We start from the raw sequence: 18,939 nt of genomic DNA, 5'->3' as shown, positions 1-18,939 counted from the left end.
ATTGTTTATGGATTTTACAGGAAAAAACGTATTGATTACAGGTGCCTCAAGGGGCATCGGAAAAGCAACGGCCATGGCCTTCGCCAAAAAAGGGGCCAAAGTGGGCATCAATTACAGAAGCAATGACGAAGATGCCCAAAAAACCTTGGCAGCATTGCCCGGGGACGGACATCAACTTTTTAAAAGGGATATTTCCCAAAAGATAGAAACCAAAGCCTTGATCAATGATTTCGTAAAAGAATTTGGTCAACTCGATGTATTGGTGAACAATGCTGGCATTTCCATTTTCCACGAAATAGACCAAGTTGATTTTGATCATTGGACTAACGCTTGGAAAAAAACTTTTGAGACCAATCTTTTTGCTGTGGCCAATTTGTGTTATTGGAGTGCAAAAGCCATGATGAAAACAGGAGGCGGACATATCGTAAGCGTATCTTCTCGCGGTGCCTTCCGGGGGGAGCCCACCAAACCAGCTTACGGGGCCAGCAAAGCTGCATTGAATTCCATGAGTCAATCCCTTGCCAAAAAATTGGCGCCACACCACATTTATGTAGGGGTTGTCGCCCCAGGATTCACCGAAACCGAAATGGCCAAAGAAACCCTGACCCCCGCTGAGCGGGAAAATCTGCTGCGCGAATCGCCCTTTAAACGAATGGCACAACCCGAAGAGGTAGCCCATGCCATATTGTTCTTGGCGTCTTCCGAAGCGGCCTATTCTTCAGGAACCATTATCGACGTGAACGGAGCTTCTTATTTAAGATAGTTGATTATGAAAGCTGCTACGGTTGCACAACTCAAAAAAGAACTGAAGTTTAAATCCCAGGAAGAGACCATGCAACTTTGTTTGCGATTGGCAAGATTCAAAAAAGAGAACAAGGAGCTCCTCACCTATCTTCTTTTTGAGTCGGACAGTGAGGAAGGGTATATCGAAACCGTAAAAGAAGAGGTTGATGTGATGTTCTCAGATATCAACATCAACAGTTATTTCTACATCAAAAAAAGCGTTCGAAAAATACTACGGACCATCAAAAAGTATATTCGCTATTCGGGAAATAAAGCCACCGAGGTGGAACTGTTGCTGTACTTCTGTGAGAAGCTGAAATCTTTCCGGCCATCCATCAATAGGAATACGACCCTTAAAAACCTATACAACAGGCAGTTGGAGTATATCAATAAAAAAATTCCATTGCTTCACGAAGACTTACAACACGATTATGGAGTGATTTTACAACAACTAAACCACTAAAAAACCATGTTCGAAGACAACGATGAACCTGGCAAACGCCGAGAGGAATTTGAAAAGATGCCCATTTACAAAAAAGGGTGGCTCATTTTTGATCTGGCCGATAAAATCGCTTCCTTGGTAAATGATGAAGAGGAGTATGCATCTCTCGAAGAAACGGAACTGGGCCTGTTGCGTCACCACGCTGAACAACTGCGTAACGATGCCATGCTTATATGTCCAAAAATAGCAGGTGCCGAAGGTGGCGATCTTTATGCAATCCGTATGGAAAACGCCACTATCATCAGAAAAGCAGCCCGAGAGGTCCAGACGGGTTGCTCAGGATTGGAAATGTGGGGTTTCAAGCATACCGAATATCTTGAGTTGTTGCGAAAAGAAATTGAAGAATTCAGGATTTTGTTCGCAGAATGGGTGCAAACTTTCGACCCTTGGAACTATTCACTGGATCGTTGGGGACTCTTTAATCCACCCGGAATCAATTACGACGATCCAGAACTATGATTGGAATACTTATCCAATTCAAAAAGTTTGAGTAAATTGTAACTTTATTCTAACTACCCACAACCAACCTTGACATTATGAGAATACCAACAATCTCAACAAAGATATGGACACTGCTTTCCATATTTCTTTCAACACTATGTATTTACGCACAAAATGTATCCCCCGTTACCGTTGACACAAGTTTTTACAGTGGTTTCGAATGGAGGAACATTGGTCCCAACCGAGGGGGACGATCCTTAGGTGCTTCTGGAAGTCCATCCAGACCCAACGAATACTATTTCGGTGCCACCGGAGGAGGTTTATGGAAGACGATAGACGGCGGAAACACTTGGGAATGTGTCACCGATGGCCAAATAACAAGCTCTTCCGTGGGAGCTGTGGCCATAGCCGAAACCAACCCAGATGTAGTCTATATCGGGATGGGCGAGACCCAACTTCGTGGTAGTATTACCCAAGGTGATGGGGTATACAAAACCACGGATGGTGGTAAAACCTGGACACACCTTGGTCTGGAAGAGACCCAAGCCATTTCCAGAGTTCGTGTTGACCCCACCAATGAAAATATTGTTTACGTTGCCGCACTGGGACACCCTTATGGTGCAAACGAAGAACGCGGTGTTTTTAAATCTGTGGACGGGGGCAAAACTTGGAAAAAAGTCCTTTATGTAAGCGACAAGGCCGGTGCTGCCGACCTGACCATAGACCGAAACAATCCCAACGTATTATACGCCAGTACGTGGCAAGTGTACCGTAAAGCATGGAAAATGTGGGGAGGCGGACCCGATTGTAAGCTATGGAAATCGACAGATGGAGGAGAAACATGGACTGACCTTACCGAAAACCACGGAATGCCTAAAGGCCCCATTGGTAAAATAGGCGTAACCGTATCCCCAGTGGACTCCAACCGAGTTTGGGCCGTTGTAGAGGCCAACGAAGGGGGTGTTTTTCGTTCTGATGATGCAGGCAAGACTTGGGAATTGGCCAATAACGAACGTAAATTGAGACAACGAGCATTTTACTACTCCCGATTGGTCGCAGATCCCAAGGACAAAGATGTAGTTTATGGTTTGAATGTCGGTTTCTTTAAATCCACCGATGGAGGTAAAACATTTGACGAAAGAATAATCACCCCCCATAGTGACAACCACGATCTTTGGATAGACCCAAACAATCCCAACAGGATGATCAACGCTAACGACGGTGGAGGTGTGGTGAGCATTAATGGAGGTAAAACATGGACCGAGCAGGATTATCCTACATCGCAATTTTATCATGTAATGGCCACTAGTGACATTCCTTACCATGTGGCAGGTGCCCAGCAGGACAATTCTACCTTGGCCATGCCCAGCGATGGATGGGACTTTATGCAAGCGAGAGGTCCAAGTTCCGAATGGTACTACGCCGTTGGTGGTGGCGAAAGTGGTTGGATCACGCAAAGCCCTACCAACCCCGATATTTTTTATGCTGGAAGCCAAGGAGCTCTTTTAACACGTTACGATCGAAGCAACGGTCAGGTCAGGGACATTCAAGTGTACCCCAGATTTTTCTCTGGAGAACCTGCAAGTGCGCTTCCTGAGCGCTGGCAATGGACATTCCCCATTATGTTCGCTCCCAAAGATCCCAACGTAATGTACACCTGTTCACAACACGTTTGGAAAACCACCAACGACGGACAAACTTGGGAAAAGATAAGTCCAGACCTTACCTATGCCGACCCAGAAACCTTGGGGAAAACCGGTGGAGTGATTACCATGGACATGAACGGACCGGAGATTTATGCCACGGTGTTCGCTTTGGCACCATCCAATCACGACATCAATACCATTTGGGCAGGATCGGATGATGGAAAAATACACATCACAAGAGACGGCGGTGAAAACTGGGAAGATATTACACCTGAAGAACTGCCAAAATATTCAAGGGTAAGCATCATCGAAGAATCCATTCACAATCCTGGAACTTTATATGTGGCGGCCAACAGATACCAAGTGGATGACAGGGCACCCTATGTTTTCAAAACACACGATTATGGGAAAACTTGGACCAAAATAATTACAGGAATAGAGGACGGACACTTTGCAAGGGCGATTCGCGAAGACCATAAAAGAGAAGGTCTATTGTTTCTCGCTACCGAACACGGTGTTTATTTCTCCATCAACGATGGTGCTGAATGGCAATCGCTCCAATTAAATTTGCCCGATACCCCGATCAGGGATTTGGTAATCAAGGACAACGATGTGGTTTTGGGCTCTCACGGAAGAGGATTCTGGATTTTAGACGACATCCAACCTTTTCGGGAATATTCCGAAGACCTTAAAAATGAGAAAAACGTACTTTTTAAGCCCACAGATGCCATAAGAGGCATTTACAAAGCCAATTTCCAATACTATTTGGAAGAGCAGGTGGATACGGTCACTTTTTCAATTTTTGATGCGAACAACAACCTTATCGAATCTTTTGGTGGCAACCAACCAGAATATGAAAAGGACGACAACGCATCTTGGTGGAGTCGAGGGAACAGTACCAAACCCACTACGGCCAAAGGCATCAATACCTTTACTTGGAACCTCAGATATCCCGGGCCCACCACTTTTGATGGCATCATTATTTGGGGAGCATCGGCCACTACCGGTCCTAAAGCACCTCTTGGCACCTATACTGTGCAAATGAAAGTGGGCGACGAAGTCATTAAAAGCTATCCATTTAAAATTGAAATGGATCCGAACTTGAAAGGAATCTCTGCGGAAGACCTTCAAAAACAGTTTGAATTGGCTTCCAAAATAACCGACAAAGCTACTATTTCCAACGAAGCTGTGATTCAAATCAGAAGCATCCGTAAGCAAATGGATAGTTTGGGCAAAGGTGTTTCCAGTAGAAAATTCAAGAAGCTTTCAGAGGAATTTATGGGAACCCTCACAGAGATTGAGGAAGACCTTTATCAAACCAAGAACCAATCGGGACAAGACCCATTGAACTTCCCCATAAAATTGAACAATAGATTCAATGCGCTCCAAAGAAGTATTGAAAACGGGGATGCCAGACCAACTGATGCTGCCTATGTGGTGTTTGATGAGCTTACAGCAGAGTTGGACGGCCACATGGCCAAGCTGAACACCGTATTGGAAAAAGAGCTTCCAAAGGTGAACGCTATTTTAGAAGACAACGGAATTTCAACCATCGAGGCCCAATAGGGCCTCATGGTTTTCAAGAATCAGACTCATTCTAAATTAGTGGTGAGCTATATATTCTACAGCGCATTCTTCGTAATTTTACGTTGTTAGGATGAATAAAATTGTAACCATAGGGATATCCCTGCTCATTTTGCTTCAAGGGGCCAACATCCATTTTAAGGATTTGGTAGAACTTGGACAACTTGTAGAGCATTACCAATTCCACAACGAGGAATATGGTGATAACTTTATGGTTTTTGTTTCCAAACACTACGGGGAACTCAAAGCGTCGCACAGCGAAAAACACCAAGAGGAACAGAAAGAGCACGAAAAACTACCCTTTCAGCATCAATCGCAATGTGCACAGTCCCTGGTTTTTGTTCTCGGAGCCGACAACTTTATCTATTCTCGCTCCGAAATTCCTGTGACCACCAAAAGCAATTTTCACTATCAAATGTCTTACTCCCACATTTGGGGAGACAATCTTTTCCAGCCGCCCAAACACGCATAATTCATAGTATTTCAGTTTTGCTGAACACTTTTCGCAAGCCTTATTCCACTTTAATAATGCTATTATTTCTATGAATCATGTTTTCAAAAATTATCAACTTTAGTATAAAGAACAAGTTCATTGTTCTTCTATTTACAGCAGCTATAGCCCTTGTGGGGTTATACTCCCTGTCACAAATACCCATCGGAGCGGTACCCGATGTAACCAACAATCAAGTACAGGTATTAACCACATCAAACAGTCTCTCCACTCAGGATATGGAAAAGTTTGTCACTTACCCCATAGAGCTGGAAATGGCAAACCTTCCTGGCGTTAAGGAAATCCGTTCGGTGTCCAAGTTTGGATTGTCGGTTGTAACCATCGTATTCGAAGACGATATGGGCACCTATTTGCCCAGACAACTCATTGCCGAAAAAATCAAGTCTGCATCCAGCCGCATACCCGAAGGGTTTGGCTCCCCAGAAATGGGGCCGATTACCACTGGCTTGGGCGAAATCTATCAATACATTTTGGATGTAAAGCCAAAGTACAAAGACCAATATACCTCAACGGAACTTAGGACCATCCAAGATTGGATCGTAAAACGTCAGCTTTCGGGCATTCCAGGTGTAGTAGAAGTAAATACATGGGGCGGTCACCTAAAACAATACGAGGTAGCTATTCAGACCCAAAAATTGAACGCCTTCAACATTACCGCAAAAGAAGTGTTCACCGCCTTGGAAAAGAACAATAGTGTTACCGGTGGTGGTTATATTGAAAAAGTAAACCAAGCCTATTTTATTCGTGGTGAAGGTTTGGTAAGCAGCCTAAAGGATATTGAAAATATAGTGGTAACGACCCGAAACAGCATCCCTATTTATATTAAGGATGTGGCGAAAGTTGGTTTTGGCAGTGCACCACGCTTTGGTGCGATAACCGGCAACGGTGAGGGTGAAAAAGTCCTTGGGCAAATTATGATGCTCAAGGATGCCGATTCCAAACGAGTAATCGAAGCCGTTAAGGAACGAGTTGCGGCCATTTCCAAATCCTTGCCCGAAGGCGTTTACATTAATCCGTTTTTGGACCGTAGTGAACTCATTGGGCGGACAACCTTCACGGTGACCGAAAACTTGGTCTTGGGTTGTTTGATTGTCATTTTTGTAGTGGTCTTGCTCTTGGGCAACTGGCGTTCGGGTCTTGTAGTGGCATCGGTAATACCACTCTGTTTGTTGTTTGCACTTACCCTGATGAATGTTTTTGGTGTGGATGCCAATTTGTTGAGCCTTGGGGCTATCGATTTTGGAATTATTATAGATGGCGCTGTGATCATAGTGGAATATATCGCCTACCAAATCACCCAAAGGCAAGGAGAACTTACCCAATTGAGCAAGAATGAAACACAAACAATTAAGGATAAAATAACCTTGGAAGGTGCTTCCAAGATGATGAATTCAGCCGTTTTTGGGCAGTTGATCATCTTGATTGTCTTTATCCCTATCCTTTCACTGAGTGGTGTGGAGGGAAAAATGTTCAAGCCAATGGCATTGACCTTCAGTTTTGCCTTATTGGGAGCTATTCTGTTATGCTTTACTTATGTACCCGTTGCATCGGCTATGTTCCTAAAGCCATCCAAGGAATCAGCAAAAAGTATCTCCACACGTTTGGTCAACTGGATCAATAAACAATACGAACCGGTCATCGAATGGGCCTTGAAAAGTAAAAAACTGGTGCTTTCTGCAGCTGCAGCACTTTTAGTAGGAGCCATTTTGCTGTTCTCCTCCATGGGAGGTGAATTTGTGCCCACCTTGGACGAAGGGGATTTTGTGATTCAACCCGTGCTAAAAACAGGTACCACTTTGTCTAAAACTGTAGAAACTACCACAAAAATCGAACAGATATTAATAGATCAATTTCCCGAGGTCAAACAGGTAGTAAGTCGTATAGGCGCTGCGGAAGTACCCACGGACCCCATGTCCATGGAAGAAAGTGACGTGATAATTTCCCTTAAACCCAAAGATGAATGGGTATCGGCTGAAACCAAGGATGAGTTGGCTGATAAGTTCAAAGAGGCCCTTGCCGTAATTCCAGGAATGGAGCTTGAGTTTACCCAGCCCATTGAAATGCGTTTCAATGAATTGATAACTGGGGTACGAGCGGACATCGCTATCAAGATTTTTGGTGAAAACTTGGAAACATTGAACAAAAAGGCCAACGAAATCAAAGACCTTATTCAAAATGTAGAGGGAGCATCTGATATCGTGGTGGAAAAAGTGGAAGGTCTTCCACAAATGAACGTTTCCTTTGACCGGGCCAAAATTGCACGCCACGGACTCAATATCGCCGACCTTAACGAAATGATTTCCATGGGCTTTGCAGGCAAGGTAGTAGGCAGTGTATTCGAGGGTGAGCGACAGTTTGATTTGGCCGTTCGTTTGGATTCCGAAAACCGTAAAGATATTTCGAACCTAAAAAACCTTTATGTCGATATTCCTAACGGCGGTAAAATCCCTATGAGCGAACTGGCCGAAATCACTTATCAAAAAGGGGCTGCAAAAATCTCAAGAGATGATACCAAAAGAAGAATTGTTGTCGGTATCAACGTAAGGAATCGAGACCTTCAATCTGTGGTGGATGATGTACAATTATTGGTCAATGAAAACATCACATTACCTCCAGGCTACACCATCACCTATGGCGGACAGTTTGAGAACCTTCAAAATGCAAAAGCCAGATTAATGATTGCCGTGCCCATTGCTTTGTTGCTCATCTTTATTATGCTCTATTTTGCTTTCGGCTCTGTTAAGGAAGCCTTGCTTATTTTCTCGGCCATTCCGTTATCTGCCGTTGGAGGGGTTCTATTACTTTGGTTAAGGGATATGCCTTTTAGTATTTCTGCTGGGGTCGGTTTCATTGCCCTTTTTGGTATCGCCGTACTGAACGGCATTGTGCTCATTGAACATTTTAAGGAACTGAAGGGCAGTGATTTCAATTCTATGGAGGATCTCATCAAACAGGGGACCAAAGATAGGCTCCGCGCCGTGCTTTTAACCGCCTCAGCTGCAGCTTTAGGTTTCTTGCCCATGGCGGTTTCCACCAATGCTGGTGCCGAAGTACAACGACCGCTTGCCACTGTGGTTATCGGTGGATTGGTAACGGCAACGATACTGACCTTGGTGGTATTACCTGTTTTATATGCGTATTCACACAATATTAAATTCCGTGGAATGAGAAAAAGAAGGAAAGAACGTAAAATGATGAAAAAGAACACATTGACCGTCATATTGCTACTGATTTCAGTTTCAGGATTTTCCCAAACCAAATTGGATTTGGAAGATTTAATGGCACTTTGCCTGGAAAACAATAAGGGAATCCAAGCAGAATCCTTAATGGTGGACCAGGCGAAAACCCTCAAGGGAACTGCCTTTATGTTCGACAAAACGGATATTTACTACCAATATGATGAAAACAATCTAGCATTGAACGGGGCACCGCTCAAAGTTTTTGGTGCGCAACAGCAGTTTGAGTTTCCTACAGTGTATGGCGCAAAAAGCAGACTTCAAAAATCGAATTATGAGCTTCAAAAATCATCCTTTGAAATAAAGAAGAAACAATTGTTCCAATCGCTGAGCATAGCTTACTATGAGTATCAGACCTTGCAGCAAAAAGCAGAGCTTTATAGTACATTGGATAGTATTTATGGTAAATTTTCCAGTGCAGCCGATAGGAGGTTTGAACTGGGAGAAACCAATTATCTGGAAAAAGTGACGGCCCAGGCAAAACAAAGGCAAATCATGAACACCTATTCCAAAATAAAGCAGCAACTACTCACCACTTATAATCAAATTGTGAGTTTGGTGCAAAGTGAAGACACCTTGAACATCGCTGTGGAAAAACCCGAAAAGCTTTCGGTACTGAATGCCGTAGGTATGCTGGAAACGGAAGCATCATTTTTAGATAACCGCCAAGAGCTGAGCAATGCCCAAAAGAGTCTGGAAGAAAATAGATTACTGCCCGACCTTAACCTGGAGTATTTCCAAGGGACCAACAGTGGTCTGGGAACATCATTGTACGGTATTCAACTGGGGGTTCGCGTTCCCATCTTTTTCTTCGGGCACAGCAGCAAGCTGAAATCGTCCAAGATTCAGACCAAGATCACGGAGATGGAAAATACCGAAATCACTGTTGCCATGAACCAACGCTATAAAACCTTGCTGGGACAATTGAAACAGCAGACCAAAGAACTCTCTTATTACGAGGACGAAGGCGGTCATCTTTCCGATCAAATTTTGAAAGCGGCCACTGGAAACTTTCAAAATGGGGAAATCGACTTTTTCCAATACATCCTAAGTTTAGAAAACGCATACGACATCCAACTCAACTATTTGGATGTGCTGAACCAATACAATCAAACGGTAATCGCCATTAATTACTTGACAATAACATTTTAACCATGAAAAATATAATTCAAATCGCCGCTGTTTTCCTTCTATTGATGGGCTGTGGCAATAAAAACAACAAGGAATCCGCTTCCCAAGAACAAGGAGAAGAAACAGGAATAAAGGTAACTCAGGAACAATTCGACACCAATGACCTCATGATTAGTACAATGGAAAAAAGAACCTTCCCAAAAATGGTGGAGACTTCTGGGATGATCGATGTGCCCCCCGAAAACCGAGCTAGCGTAATGGCCTTTATGGGCGGTTTTGTGAAACAGACGTCGCTGTTAGTCGGTGACAAAGTAAAAAAAGGACAGCTTTTGGTGGTCTTGGAAAATCAGGAGTTTTTGAAAATGCAGCAAGAATATATGGAGGTTTTTAATCAGTTGGATTATTTAAAAGCAGAATTTGAACGAAACGAAACGCTTTTTAAAGAAAAAATAGCCTCTCAAAAGAATTTTCTTCAGGCCAAGAGCAATTATGAAACAGCCAAGGCACGTTACCGAGGCTTGCGGGAGCAATTGCAAATGCTCAACATTTCTCCTAGCAAGGTGGAACAAGGCAATATATCGTCACAAGCCGCCATTTATGCACCAATTTCGGGAAGCATCACAAAAATGAACGTGGCCAAAGGAAGCTATGTTTCTCCTGCCACGGAGATTTTGGAGATTGTGGACAACGACCACGTACATTTGGAACTTACCGTTTTTGAGAAAGACATCCTAAAAGTGAAGAAGGGACAAAAAATTCAATTTAGGATTCCTGAAGCCTCCGAAGAAGCCTTTAATGGTGAAGTTTACTTGGTGGGCACCTCTATTGACGATGCCAAAAGATCTATTAAAGTACACGGGCATCTGGAACACGAAGAAGAGGCGAACTTCCTGCCCGGTATGTTCGTGGATGCCAAAATTATGACGGATACCATCAAAACACTCTCTTTGCCGGAAGAAGCGGTCATTGAATCAGAAGGTACCTCCTACGTACTTAAATTGGTAAATAAACAAGGTGCAGGCTATACTTTTGAACGTATCGCCGTAAAACAAGGCAATACCTATGGTGGGTATACCGAAATCATCTCAACAGACCTGAACAAAGCCGATCAGTTCTTGACCAAGGGTGTTTTTGATTTGATAGGGGGGTAAATAAATCTATCCCAGCCCAACATCCAAGGTCATCATAATTATAAATCCACCGATAAAACCCATTGTGGCGATATCGGTGTATTTGTCTTGTTGCGTTTCGGGGATTACCTCCTCGACCACCACAAAAATCATGGCACCCGCGGCAAACGAAAGTGCGTAGGGAAGAATAGGCTCAAATGTTAATACGGCCCAAGCCCCCAATACACCAGCAATAGGTTCTACCAAGGCCGATGCCTGACCGTACATCCAACTTTTTCTTCGGCTCAGACCATGCCTGCGCATGGGTACGGCAACGGCAAAACCCTCTGGGAAATTTTGTAACCCGATACCCAAGGCCAAGGCAACAGCCCCTCCAATAGTTGCACCTTCAAAGCCAGAAGCAACACCTCCAAACAGAACACCTACGGCCAATCCTTCGGGAATATTGTGCAAGGTAATGGCCAAGACCAGCAGCGTGGTACGGTGCCAGGGCGTCTTTACCCCTTCTGCTTCATCTATTTTAAAATTGATGTGCAAATGGGGCAAAATTTTATCCAAACCAAAAATAAAACCCGCTCCAAGCAAAAAGCCAACGGCTGCTGGAATCACTTTTACAAAGCCTTCACCTTCGCTCATCTCAATGCCCGGTGCCAAAAGGCTCCAAAAACTGGCAGCGACCATAACACCTCCCGTAAAGCCCAACATTCCATCCATCAAAGCCCTCTTTGGGCTTTTGAACAAAAACACAAGGCCTGCCCCTGCAGCTGTCAGTCCCCAGGTAAACAACGTAGCATAAAAGGCTGCCAAAACTGGGTCTATTTCCTGAAAATAGTGTATTACTTGTTCCATCAGTCGTTCTTTTTTACATATAAATTAGATGCTATTTGGTGTGATATGCGCATTTCCTTCCCTTCCATTTGAATACGAAGGGAATTGTCAAAATCTTCCTTGTCTATTATTGTGATGGTGTTTCCCAGAGCAATTTTGTTCTTGTCCAAAAATTTAAGAAAGGGTACGGAGGAATCCTTTACCCCAACACATATTCCTTTGGAATTGATGGCCATTTCGCTGAGCAATTTTTCATCACGTTCCTGAAACTTTCCATCCTTGGTGGGAATGGGGTCACCGTGAGGGTCATATTTGGGGAATTCCAAGAGTTCGTCAATTTTGTCAATCAACTTTTCACTTTTGATGTGTTCCAGTTGCTCCGCAACCTCGTGCACCTCGTCCCAAGAAAAATCCAATTTTTCCACCAAAAAAACCTCCCATAATCGGTGTTTTCTAATGATGGACAAAGCTGTTTTCACCCCTGCATCGGTCAATGAAATGCCTTGGTACCGTACATAGTCCACCAATCCTTTTTCCGATAGTTTCTTGGCCATATCGGTTACGGAAGATGGTTTTGTTTCCATTTGCTCTGCAATGGCATTGGTGGTAATGGATTTGGAATCCCCACCACCCAAATGAAAAATCGTCTTTAAATAGTTTTCCTCTGATCTAGTCATCAAAAAATATTTTTTCAAAAATACATTTTTATTTGACAAAATCTATTTTTAGTTTTGTCTAAATTTAATTTTATACATATTGAAAATAATTTGTAGGCATATCGCTCTTTCTTGGATAGCAATAGTCAGCAGTCATTGTTTTGGCCAAACAGCTTCGGTAAGCGGAAAGGTTACGGACAATGGAGAACCGTTGCCGCTGGCAAATGTGCAGCTTAATGGAACAGAAATGGGAGCCGCCACGGATATTGATGGTTTATTTGAGTTGAACAACATTAAGCCAGGCGACTATGTAGTATTGGTGACTTCTTTGGGATTTCAATCGTATCAAACCAAAATCAGCTTAAGTGCCAATGAATCCAAAACCATCAACATACAACTGGAACCCTCGGCACAAAGTTTGGATGAAACCGTGGTGACGGGCACCCTCAAACCCGTTAGCCGATTGGAAAGCCCCGTGCCCGTCGAGGTCTATTCCCCTACTTTTCTAAAAAAGAACCCTACGGCGAGTGTTTTTGATGCGCTTCAAAACGTAAACGGGGTACGACCACAAATCAATTGCAACGTGTGCAACACGGGAGATATCCATATCAACGGGTTAGAGGGACCATACACTTTGGTTCTTATCGACGGGATGCCGATTGTAAGTGGTTTGGGTACCGTGTATGGCCTTACGGGCATTCCAAATTCCCTGATTGAACAGATTGAAATCGTAAAAGGTCCTGCGTCCTCACTTTATGGTAGTGAAGCAGTTGGCGGTTTGATCAATATTATCACTAAAAACGCCTTAAGTGCTCCCGAATTTTTTGCCGATGGATTTGCTACGGGTTGGGGGGAATACAATCTGGATGTGGGAAGTAAAATATCGGTTGGGGACAAAACAAACCTGCTTTTGGGTCTCAACTACTTCAATTATGATGTACCCGTGGACAACAATGGCGATAATTTTACCGATTTAACGCTACAAGATCGCATTTCCATATTTCAAAAGTGGGATTTTGAACGAAGCGACAATCGTTTATTCTCTTTGGCGGGACGCTTTTTTTATGAGGATCGTTGGGGAGGCGAAATGCAATGGACACCTGAATTTCGTGGTGGTGATGAAATTTATGGGGAAAGCATCTACACCCGAAGATGGGAGGTGCTCGGAAAATATCAGTTGCCGTTTGAAGAAAAAATGTTGTTGTCGGTCTCCTATAATGACCATAACCAGAACTCGGTGTATGGCGACACGGAGTATTTGGCAGACCAGCGCATTGGTTTTGCTCAATTGACTTGGGACAAAACCGCGGGCAATCACGATTTGCTGTTCGGAAGTGCGATTCGCTACAATTATTACGATGACAATACCCCTGCTACCACCGAAGCTGACAACATTTGGATTCCCAGTCTCTTTGCTCAAGACGAGTATAGCTTTGCGCCGAAGCATTCCTTTTTGGGCGGGCTTCGGTATGATTATGACCAAAGACACGGCAATATTTTTACACCCCGTGTCGCATACAAATGGAAGGTCTCCAAAAACGATATTTTTCGAGTGAATGCAGGTACAGGATTTCGCGTAGTGAACTTGTTTACCGAAGATCATGCTGCCCTCACAGGGGCTCGGGAAGTTATCATTGCAGAAGAACTAAAACCCGAGCGCTCGGTTAATGTCAACATCAACTATTTAAAGAAAATTTATAGCGACAACGGTACCTTTATCGGGGTTGATGCTTCGGCGTTTTATACCCGATTCTCTAACGTTATCCTGCCCGATTATGAAACCAATCCCAACCAAATCATTTATGACAATCTGGATGGAAAATCCGTTTCTCAAGGGGTTAGTGCCAATTTGGATATTGCTTTTCCCAGCAGTTTCAAGATTATGGTGGGCGCTACTTGGCAAGATGTGAGCAATACGGAAAACGGAGTTGCCCAACAGCAAATCCTTACCGAAAGCATTACCGCTACGTGGAATTTGTCATACACCTTTCACTCGTTAAAGCTTACAGCCGATTATACGGGAAATTTATACGGTCCGATGCGATTGCCGCTCTTGGGCGAACTGGACCCCAGACGAGAGTACTCCCCTACTTGGAGCATCCAGAATATTCAGTTTACATATAAGGGACTGAACAATGTTGAAGTATATGGAGGCATCAAAAACCTATTGGATTGGACGCCGAACCGAGGCAATCCCTTTATCATCGCCCGTGCCAACGACCCTTTTGACAGAGATGTTACATTCGACAGCAGCGGTAATGCCGTGGCCACGCCCAACAATCCAAATGCGCTTACGTTCGACCCTACCTATGTATACGGACCCAACCAAGGTATTCGAGGTTTTTTTGGGTTGCGGTATACGGTTTTCTAATGCCAAAACGATATAACTTGCTACTTGAGTCTTCAAAAAAGAAGGTTTTTGAAGGGAATTGTTAACTTTGAGTGTGGAAACTACCCAAAACATAGCAAACAAGCTTTCAAAGCTTAAGGTACGTTTAAAAGAGCGCTACCCCATATCCTCTATGGCTTTGTTTGGTTCCTATGCTCGTAATGAGCAAACAGATACCAGCGACGTTGATATTATGGTAGAATTTGATGGGAAAATAGGAATCAGATTTATCGATTTGGCCAACGAGATTGAAAAAGCTTTGGGTTTAAAAGTAGATTTGGTTTCAAAAAAAGGTATCAAAGAACAATATCTTAACACCATTCTATCCGACTTGATCTATGTCTAAAAGAGATAATGCCCTTTTGATTCGTGATATGATTGAATCTGCACAAAAAATCATGTTCTACACTAAAGACATGGGCTTTACCGACTTTGAAGGTGATAGCAAGACTGTTGATGCTGTCATCAGAAACTTTGAAATCATTGGTGAAGCAGCCAATCGATTGGATGAAGAGTACAAAACAGATAATCCAGAAATTGAATGGGATTATTTAAGAGGTTTCAGAAATCGTATTGTTCATGAATATTTTGGAATTGACCTGGAAATAGTTTGGCAAATTATTGAAGATGATTTACCAAGACTCAATCAGGCTTTGATTAAGAAATCCCATTAAAAGTCCATAGCCAATTTCCCCTTTCCCCTATCTTTGAACCCATGCCCAACTACGATTACATCATTATAGGAGCGGGAGCTGCTGGCCTTTTGTTGGCCGATGCCATGGGCAAGGACAAATTCTTTGCCTCCAAATCCATTTTGGTGTTGGACAGGGACGATAAAACAAAAAATGACCGTACCTGGTGCTTTTGGGAACAGGGCAAAGGGCCATTTGATGATTTGATACACAAAACTTGGGACAACATTTATGTGGGCGGACAACAGCTTCAAAAATCAACACCCATTGCACCCTACACCTATAAAATGCTCCGCGGCATTGACTTCTACAACCACTTTTTACCAAAGGTAAAAGCCTATCCGAACATTACTTGGGTTCAGGAAGAGGTAACCCATATTAAAGAGCAGGCAAACGAGGTTTCGGTCACTACCCCATCACAGATTTATACAGGTAAAAAGGTATTTTCCAGCTTGTATGATGCATCAATTCCAACTAAACAGAAGGAGTTCCCCGTTCTGCAACAGCATTTTTTGGGCTGGTTCGTTAAAACAGAGGAACCGGTCTTCAATTCGGATGAAGCTACTTTTATGGATTTTTCCATTCCGCAAAAGGGCAACACGCGATTTATGTACGTGCTTCCATTTTCGGATACCGAAGCTTTGGTGGAATACACTTTGTTTTCCGAACATCTTTTGGAAAAACCCGAGTACGAGGAAGCCATCAAAAGGTACATTAAGGAAAACTACAACGATACCAAATACACCATTGAAGAAACCGAATTTGGCAGTATCCCCATGACCTGCTACCCGTTTCATCAACATAATACAGAACGTATTTTTAATATTGGGATTGCTGGTGGGTGGGCCAAACCGAGTACGGGATATACCTTCTATAATACAAGTAGGCAAATACCCAAATTGGTGGAACATTTAAAAGCAGGCAAACCGTTATCTGAATACCATGAAAAGAGCAGGTTTATGTTCTACGATATGCTTTTGTTGGACATTTTGTACGATAAAAATCACTTGGGACACGAGATTTTCGAATCGATGTTCAAAAGAAGAAAAGCTTCGTTGATTCTAAAATTCCTCGAAAATGAAACCAATTTATGGGAAGAGCTTAAAATTGTAACGGCTCCTAAACCGATGCCGTTCATCAAAGCACTTTTAAAACGGATATTCTAAACCGTCCGCTCCATCAAACTTTTGCCAAATTGTTTTAGCAAGGCTTTGTTTTTTTCTGGAAGGTCAGTTTTTGCCAAAGCATCAAATGCTTTTTGGGTAAAATCCTGAATGGCCTTTTTGGTTTCGTCCACTGCCCCACTTTCTTTAAAAATAGTCTTTACCGCTTCCACTTTGGCTGTGGAATCATCGGGCTTAATGGAATACAGGTGCAACAAACCATCTTGATCATCTTTGGAGGCTTTTTCCAACGATTTTAGGTACAAATACGTCTTTTTGTTTTCCATAATGTCTCCCCCAACCTGCTTACCAAAGGTTTTGGGGTCACCAAAAGCATCCAAATAGTCATCTTGCAACTGAAAAGCAATACCGAGGTTACGTCCAAATTCGTAAATGGCATCTGCATCTTTTTGAGAAGCCTGTGCCACAATGGCTCCCATCTTCATCGCGGCAGCCACCAACACCGAAGTCTTATACTCAATCATTTTCAAGTATTCAGGAATAGTTACATCATCCCGGGTCTCAAAATCCACATCGTACTGTTGTCCTTCGCACACCTCAAGCGCTGTTTTGCTGAAAAGCTTTGTGAGTTCGAAATAGATTTCAGCAGGGTAGTTTTCAAAAAATTGATAGGACAGGATCAACATGGCATCCCCGGAAAGAATTCCCGTATTTACATCCCACTTTTCATGCACCGTTGTTTTTCCTCTTCGCAATGGTGCATCGTCCATAATATCATCGTGCACCAACGAAAAGTTGTGGAACATTTCCACAGCCAATGCTGCATCCAAGGCATCCTCCGCTTTTCCGCCAAAGGCCTCGGCCGTCATCAAAGTGAGTACGGGGCGCATCCGTTTGCCTCCCAATCCTAAAATATACTGAACGGGTTCGTAGAGGTTCTTGGGCTTCCCCAACTTAGTCCTTGTTTGTAAGTGCGTAACAAACTGCTCCCTATACTTACTAATGATATCGATATCTGACATGGAGTCAAAAATACGTGCAAATATTTAATTTAAGGTTGGCGTATTGGCTTAAAACAGGATTACAAAGCATCCAGATCCACAAAAAAGTATCCTTTCAAAAAAAAATTGTGGAGAAACTGCAATAGAAAAAAAATTCTTCGTCTCTATAGATGAAAAGCAACCCGATCCGTCTGAATGGCAGCCAAAACCGATAACCGAAATAACCTGACCGACTTCTTTAATGAGGAGTATGGCTCGTTGCGCTCTTATGTGCAGTCGAGAATTCAGGATACATCGGAACGGGATGCCGAGGATATTGTGCAGGATGTGGCCCTACGGATGTTTTCCAGGTCGGATGATGCCATGCCCATAACCAATGTTGGTGGGTTTGTGTACAATGCCATTCGCAATAGGATTATTGATATTATGCGTGGCAAAAAGGAGAAAAAGTTGCCCAGCGAGGATATTGACCAACAATGGCGGGAGTTTGCGGATTTCTTTTATGGCGATGCGGACAACAGCTATTCACCAGAGATGGAACAAGCCCTAAAAAAAGCGGTCGAAGATTTGAAGCCCGCATATCGCGATATTGTGATTGCCATAGATTTTGAAGGATACAATTACAAACAAATAGCAGAAAGAACCGGAATACCGGCAGGTACGCTAATGTCGAGAAGGCACCGTGCCATGTCGGAACTATCAAAAAAATTAGAGAATATAAAAGAACTGAGTTATGGAACATAAAAAAGAATTCGAGAAAGCCGTGGAAAAGAAGGTGAAAAGCACCGTAAAAAAAGTAGTTAAAATTGTCGCCATGGTCATTTTGGGGGTCCTGATCTTCCTGTTGGCCAATTATGTGCTGATGCGCTTATGGAACTGGCTCATGCCCGACATCTTTGGTCTCTCTAGCATAACCTACTGGCAAGCCCTGGGCATTTTTGTATTGGCAAAGCTCCTATTTGGATTTGGTGGTGGCGGTAAGGGCAAAGGCGGTTCAAGTCACAAAAAGAAGATTAACTCGTCCAACAAGTGTGGTTCTTGGAGAAGGGATTTTGATGAGTGGAAACACTACGATCAATTTTGGAAAGAGGAAGGCGAAGAAGCGTTCAAAGCATATATAGAGAAAATCAAAAACGAAAATCATGATACATCACAAGAAAAATTCTAAAAAAAGATATTTACTGCAATTCAGTCCCTTTTTTTGGCGGTTGGGAAACATTCGTACCGAAACCAACAACAACGACCACCAAATTTCCCCAGTGTTCAGTGATGGTACAGAGTCCAA

The 18,939-nt window shown here is 43.2% G+C and carries 16 protein-coding genes; 13 read left to right on the top strand and 3 right to left on the bottom strand.

The genetic code is table 11. From position 1 onward, the window contains the following. Nucleotides 1-7: 7 nt before the first annotated feature. From MURRU_RS07685 to MURRU_RS07655, 7 genes are all read left to right on the top strand, one after another. Nucleotides 8-763: an SDR family NAD(P)-dependent oxidoreductase gene (locus MURRU_RS07685; protein ID WP_014032887.1), complete on the top strand. Its 756-nt coding sequence runs from the start codon at nt 8-10 to the stop codon at nt 761-763. A 6-nt stretch (nt 764-769) separates the two neighbouring features. Further along, the gene (locus MURRU_RS07680) at nt 770-1,246 is read left to right on the top strand and encodes a hypothetical protein (protein ID WP_014032886.1); all 477 of its coding nucleotides are present in this window, start codon (nt 770-772) and stop codon (nt 1,244-1,246) included. A gap of 6 nt (nt 1,247-1,252) precedes the next feature. Beyond that, entirely contained in the window at nt 1,253-1,744 is a 492-nt protein-coding gene (locus MURRU_RS07675; protein WP_014032885.1) for a hypothetical protein, read from the top strand. 77 nt (nt 1,745-1,821) lie between these two features. Then, entirely contained in the window at nt 1,822-4,938 is a 3,117-nt protein-coding gene (locus tag MURRU_RS07670; protein ID WP_014032884.1) for a VPS10 domain-containing protein, read from the top strand. Nucleotides 4,939-5,029: 91 nt separating this feature from the next. Further along, complete coding sequence (locus MURRU_RS07665; protein ID WP_014032883.1) at nt 5,030-5,428, top strand: hypothetical protein; 399 nt, start codon at nt 5,030-5,032, stop codon at nt 5,426-5,428. A gap of 77 nt (nt 5,429-5,505) precedes the next feature. Next, complete coding sequence (locus tag MURRU_RS07660) at nt 5,506-9,855, top strand: CusA/CzcA family heavy metal efflux RND transporter (protein WP_014032882.1); 4,350 nt, start codon at nt 5,506-5,508, stop codon at nt 9,853-9,855. A 2-nt stretch (nt 9,856-9,857) separates the two neighbouring features. Next, nucleotides 9,858-10,985, top strand: coding sequence for an efflux RND transporter periplasmic adaptor subunit (locus tag MURRU_RS07655; protein ID WP_014032881.1), 1,128 nt, complete (start codon nt 9,858-9,860; stop codon nt 10,983-10,985). 6 nt (nt 10,986-10,991) lie between these two features. Here MURRU_RS07655 and MURRU_RS07650 read toward each other — a convergent pair whose 3' ends face one another. Both MURRU_RS07650 and MURRU_RS07645 read right to left on the bottom strand, forming a co-directional pair. Further along, nucleotides 10,992-11,813, bottom strand: coding sequence for a ZIP family metal transporter (locus tag MURRU_RS07650; RefSeq protein WP_014032880.1), 822 nt, complete (start codon nt 11,811-11,813; stop codon nt 10,992-10,994). After that, on the bottom strand, nt 11,813-12,469 hold the full coding sequence (locus MURRU_RS07645) for a metal-dependent transcriptional regulator (protein WP_187289879.1): 657 nt from the start codon (nt 12,467-12,469) through the stop codon (nt 11,813-11,815). The genes MURRU_RS07650 and MURRU_RS07645 overlap by 1 nt, the downstream gene beginning before the upstream one ends. A 79-nt stretch (nt 12,470-12,548) precedes the next feature. On the opposite strand from MURRU_RS07645, the gene MURRU_RS07640 reads away from it, so the two are divergent. The 4 genes from MURRU_RS07640 (at nt 12,549) to MURRU_RS07625 (ending at nt 16,695) form a co-directional block, all read left to right on the top strand. Further along, complete coding sequence (locus MURRU_RS07640) at nt 12,549-14,819, top strand: TonB-dependent receptor (RefSeq protein WP_014032878.1); 2,271 nt, start codon at nt 12,549-12,551, stop codon at nt 14,817-14,819. A gap of 73 nt (nt 14,820-14,892) precedes the next feature. Continuing rightward, nucleotides 14,893-15,183, top strand: coding sequence for a nucleotidyltransferase family protein (locus MURRU_RS07635; RefSeq protein ID WP_014032877.1), 291 nt, complete (start codon nt 14,893-14,895; stop codon nt 15,181-15,183). Continuing rightward, nucleotides 15,176-15,511, top strand: a complete 336-nt coding sequence (locus MURRU_RS07630) for a HepT-like ribonuclease domain-containing protein (RefSeq protein ID WP_014032876.1) — start codon at nt 15,176-15,178, stop codon at nt 15,509-15,511. The genes MURRU_RS07635 and MURRU_RS07630 overlap by 8 nt, the downstream gene beginning before the upstream one ends. A gap of 41 nt (nt 15,512-15,552) precedes the next feature. Next, nucleotides 15,553-16,695: a lycopene cyclase family protein gene (locus MURRU_RS07625; protein WP_014032875.1), complete on the top strand. Its 1,143-nt coding sequence runs from the start codon at nt 15,553-15,555 to the stop codon at nt 16,693-16,695. Here MURRU_RS07625 and MURRU_RS07620 read toward each other — a convergent pair. Continuing rightward, nucleotides 16,692-17,675 (bottom strand): polyprenyl synthetase family protein, encoded by a 984-nt coding sequence (locus MURRU_RS07620; protein WP_014032874.1) that lies wholly within the window; start codon nt 17,673-17,675, stop codon nt 16,692-16,694. The two genes, MURRU_RS07625 and MURRU_RS07620, sit on opposite strands and share 4 nt — an antisense overlap. Before the next feature lie 174 nt (nt 17,676-17,849). Here MURRU_RS07620 and MURRU_RS07615 point away from each other — a divergent pair, with 174 nt between their 5' ends. Further along, entirely contained in the window at nt 17,850-18,398 is a 549-nt protein-coding gene (locus MURRU_RS07615) for an RNA polymerase sigma factor (protein WP_014032873.1), read from the top strand. Next, entirely contained in the window at nt 18,388-18,822 is a 435-nt protein-coding gene (locus MURRU_RS17355; protein ID WP_014032872.1) for a hypothetical protein, read from the top strand. Before MURRU_RS07615 ends, MURRU_RS17355 begins: the two co-directional genes overlap by 11 nt. The last annotated feature ends 117 nt before the right edge of the window (nt 18,823-18,939 follow it).

It is taken from the genome of Allomuricauda ruestringensis DSM 13258 (assembly GCF_000224085.1).
Taxonomy (GTDB): domain Bacteria; phylum Bacteroidota; class Bacteroidia; order Flavobacteriales; family Flavobacteriaceae; genus Flagellimonas; species Flagellimonas ruestringensis.
This window is presented reverse-complemented; position numbering and strand designations above follow the sequence as displayed.

Coding starts and splice junctions, on each gene's coding strand:
- MURRU_RS07685 (WP_014032887.1), top strand. CDS start 8: ATGGATTTTACAGGAAAAAACGTATTGATTACAGGTGCCTCAAGGGGC.
- MURRU_RS07680 (WP_014032886.1), top strand. CDS start 770: ATGAAAGCTGCTACGGTTGCACAACTCAAAAAAGAACTGAAGTTTAAA.
- MURRU_RS07675 (WP_014032885.1), top strand. CDS start 1,253: ATGTTCGAAGACAACGATGAACCTGGCAAACGCCGAGAGGAATTTGAA.
- MURRU_RS07670 (WP_014032884.1), top strand. CDS start 1,822: ATGAGAATACCAACAATCTCAACAAAGATATGGACACTGCTTTCCATA.
- MURRU_RS07665 (WP_014032883.1), top strand. CDS start 5,030: ATGAATAAAATTGTAACCATAGGGATATCCCTGCTCATTTTGCTTCAA.
- MURRU_RS07660 (WP_014032882.1), top strand. CDS start 5,506: ATGTTTTCAAAAATTATCAACTTTAGTATAAAGAACAAGTTCATTGTT.
- MURRU_RS07655 (WP_014032881.1), top strand. CDS start 9,858: ATGAAAAATATAATTCAAATCGCCGCTGTTTTCCTTCTATTGATGGGC.
- MURRU_RS07650 (WP_014032880.1), bottom strand. CDS start 11,813: ATGGAACAAGTAATACACTATTTTCAGGAAATAGACCCAGTTTTGGCA.
- MURRU_RS07645 (WP_187289879.1), bottom strand. CDS start 12,469: ATGACTAGATCAGAGGAAAACTATTTAAAGACGATTTTTCATTTGGGT.
- MURRU_RS07630 (WP_014032876.1), top strand. CDS start 15,176: ATGTCTAAAAGAGATAATGCCCTTTTGATTCGTGATATGATTGAATCT.
- MURRU_RS07625 (WP_014032875.1), top strand. CDS start 15,553: ATGCCCAACTACGATTACATCATTATAGGAGCGGGAGCTGCTGGCCTT.
- MURRU_RS07620 (WP_014032874.1), bottom strand. CDS start 17,675: ATGTCAGATATCGATATCATTAGTAAGTATAGGGAGCAGTTTGTTACG.
- MURRU_RS07615 (WP_014032873.1), top strand. CDS start 17,850: ATGGCAGCCAAAACCGATAACCGAAATAACCTGACCGACTTCTTTAAT.
- MURRU_RS17355 (WP_014032872.1), top strand. CDS start 18,388: ATGGAACATAAAAAAGAATTCGAGAAAGCCGTGGAAAAGAAGGTGAAA.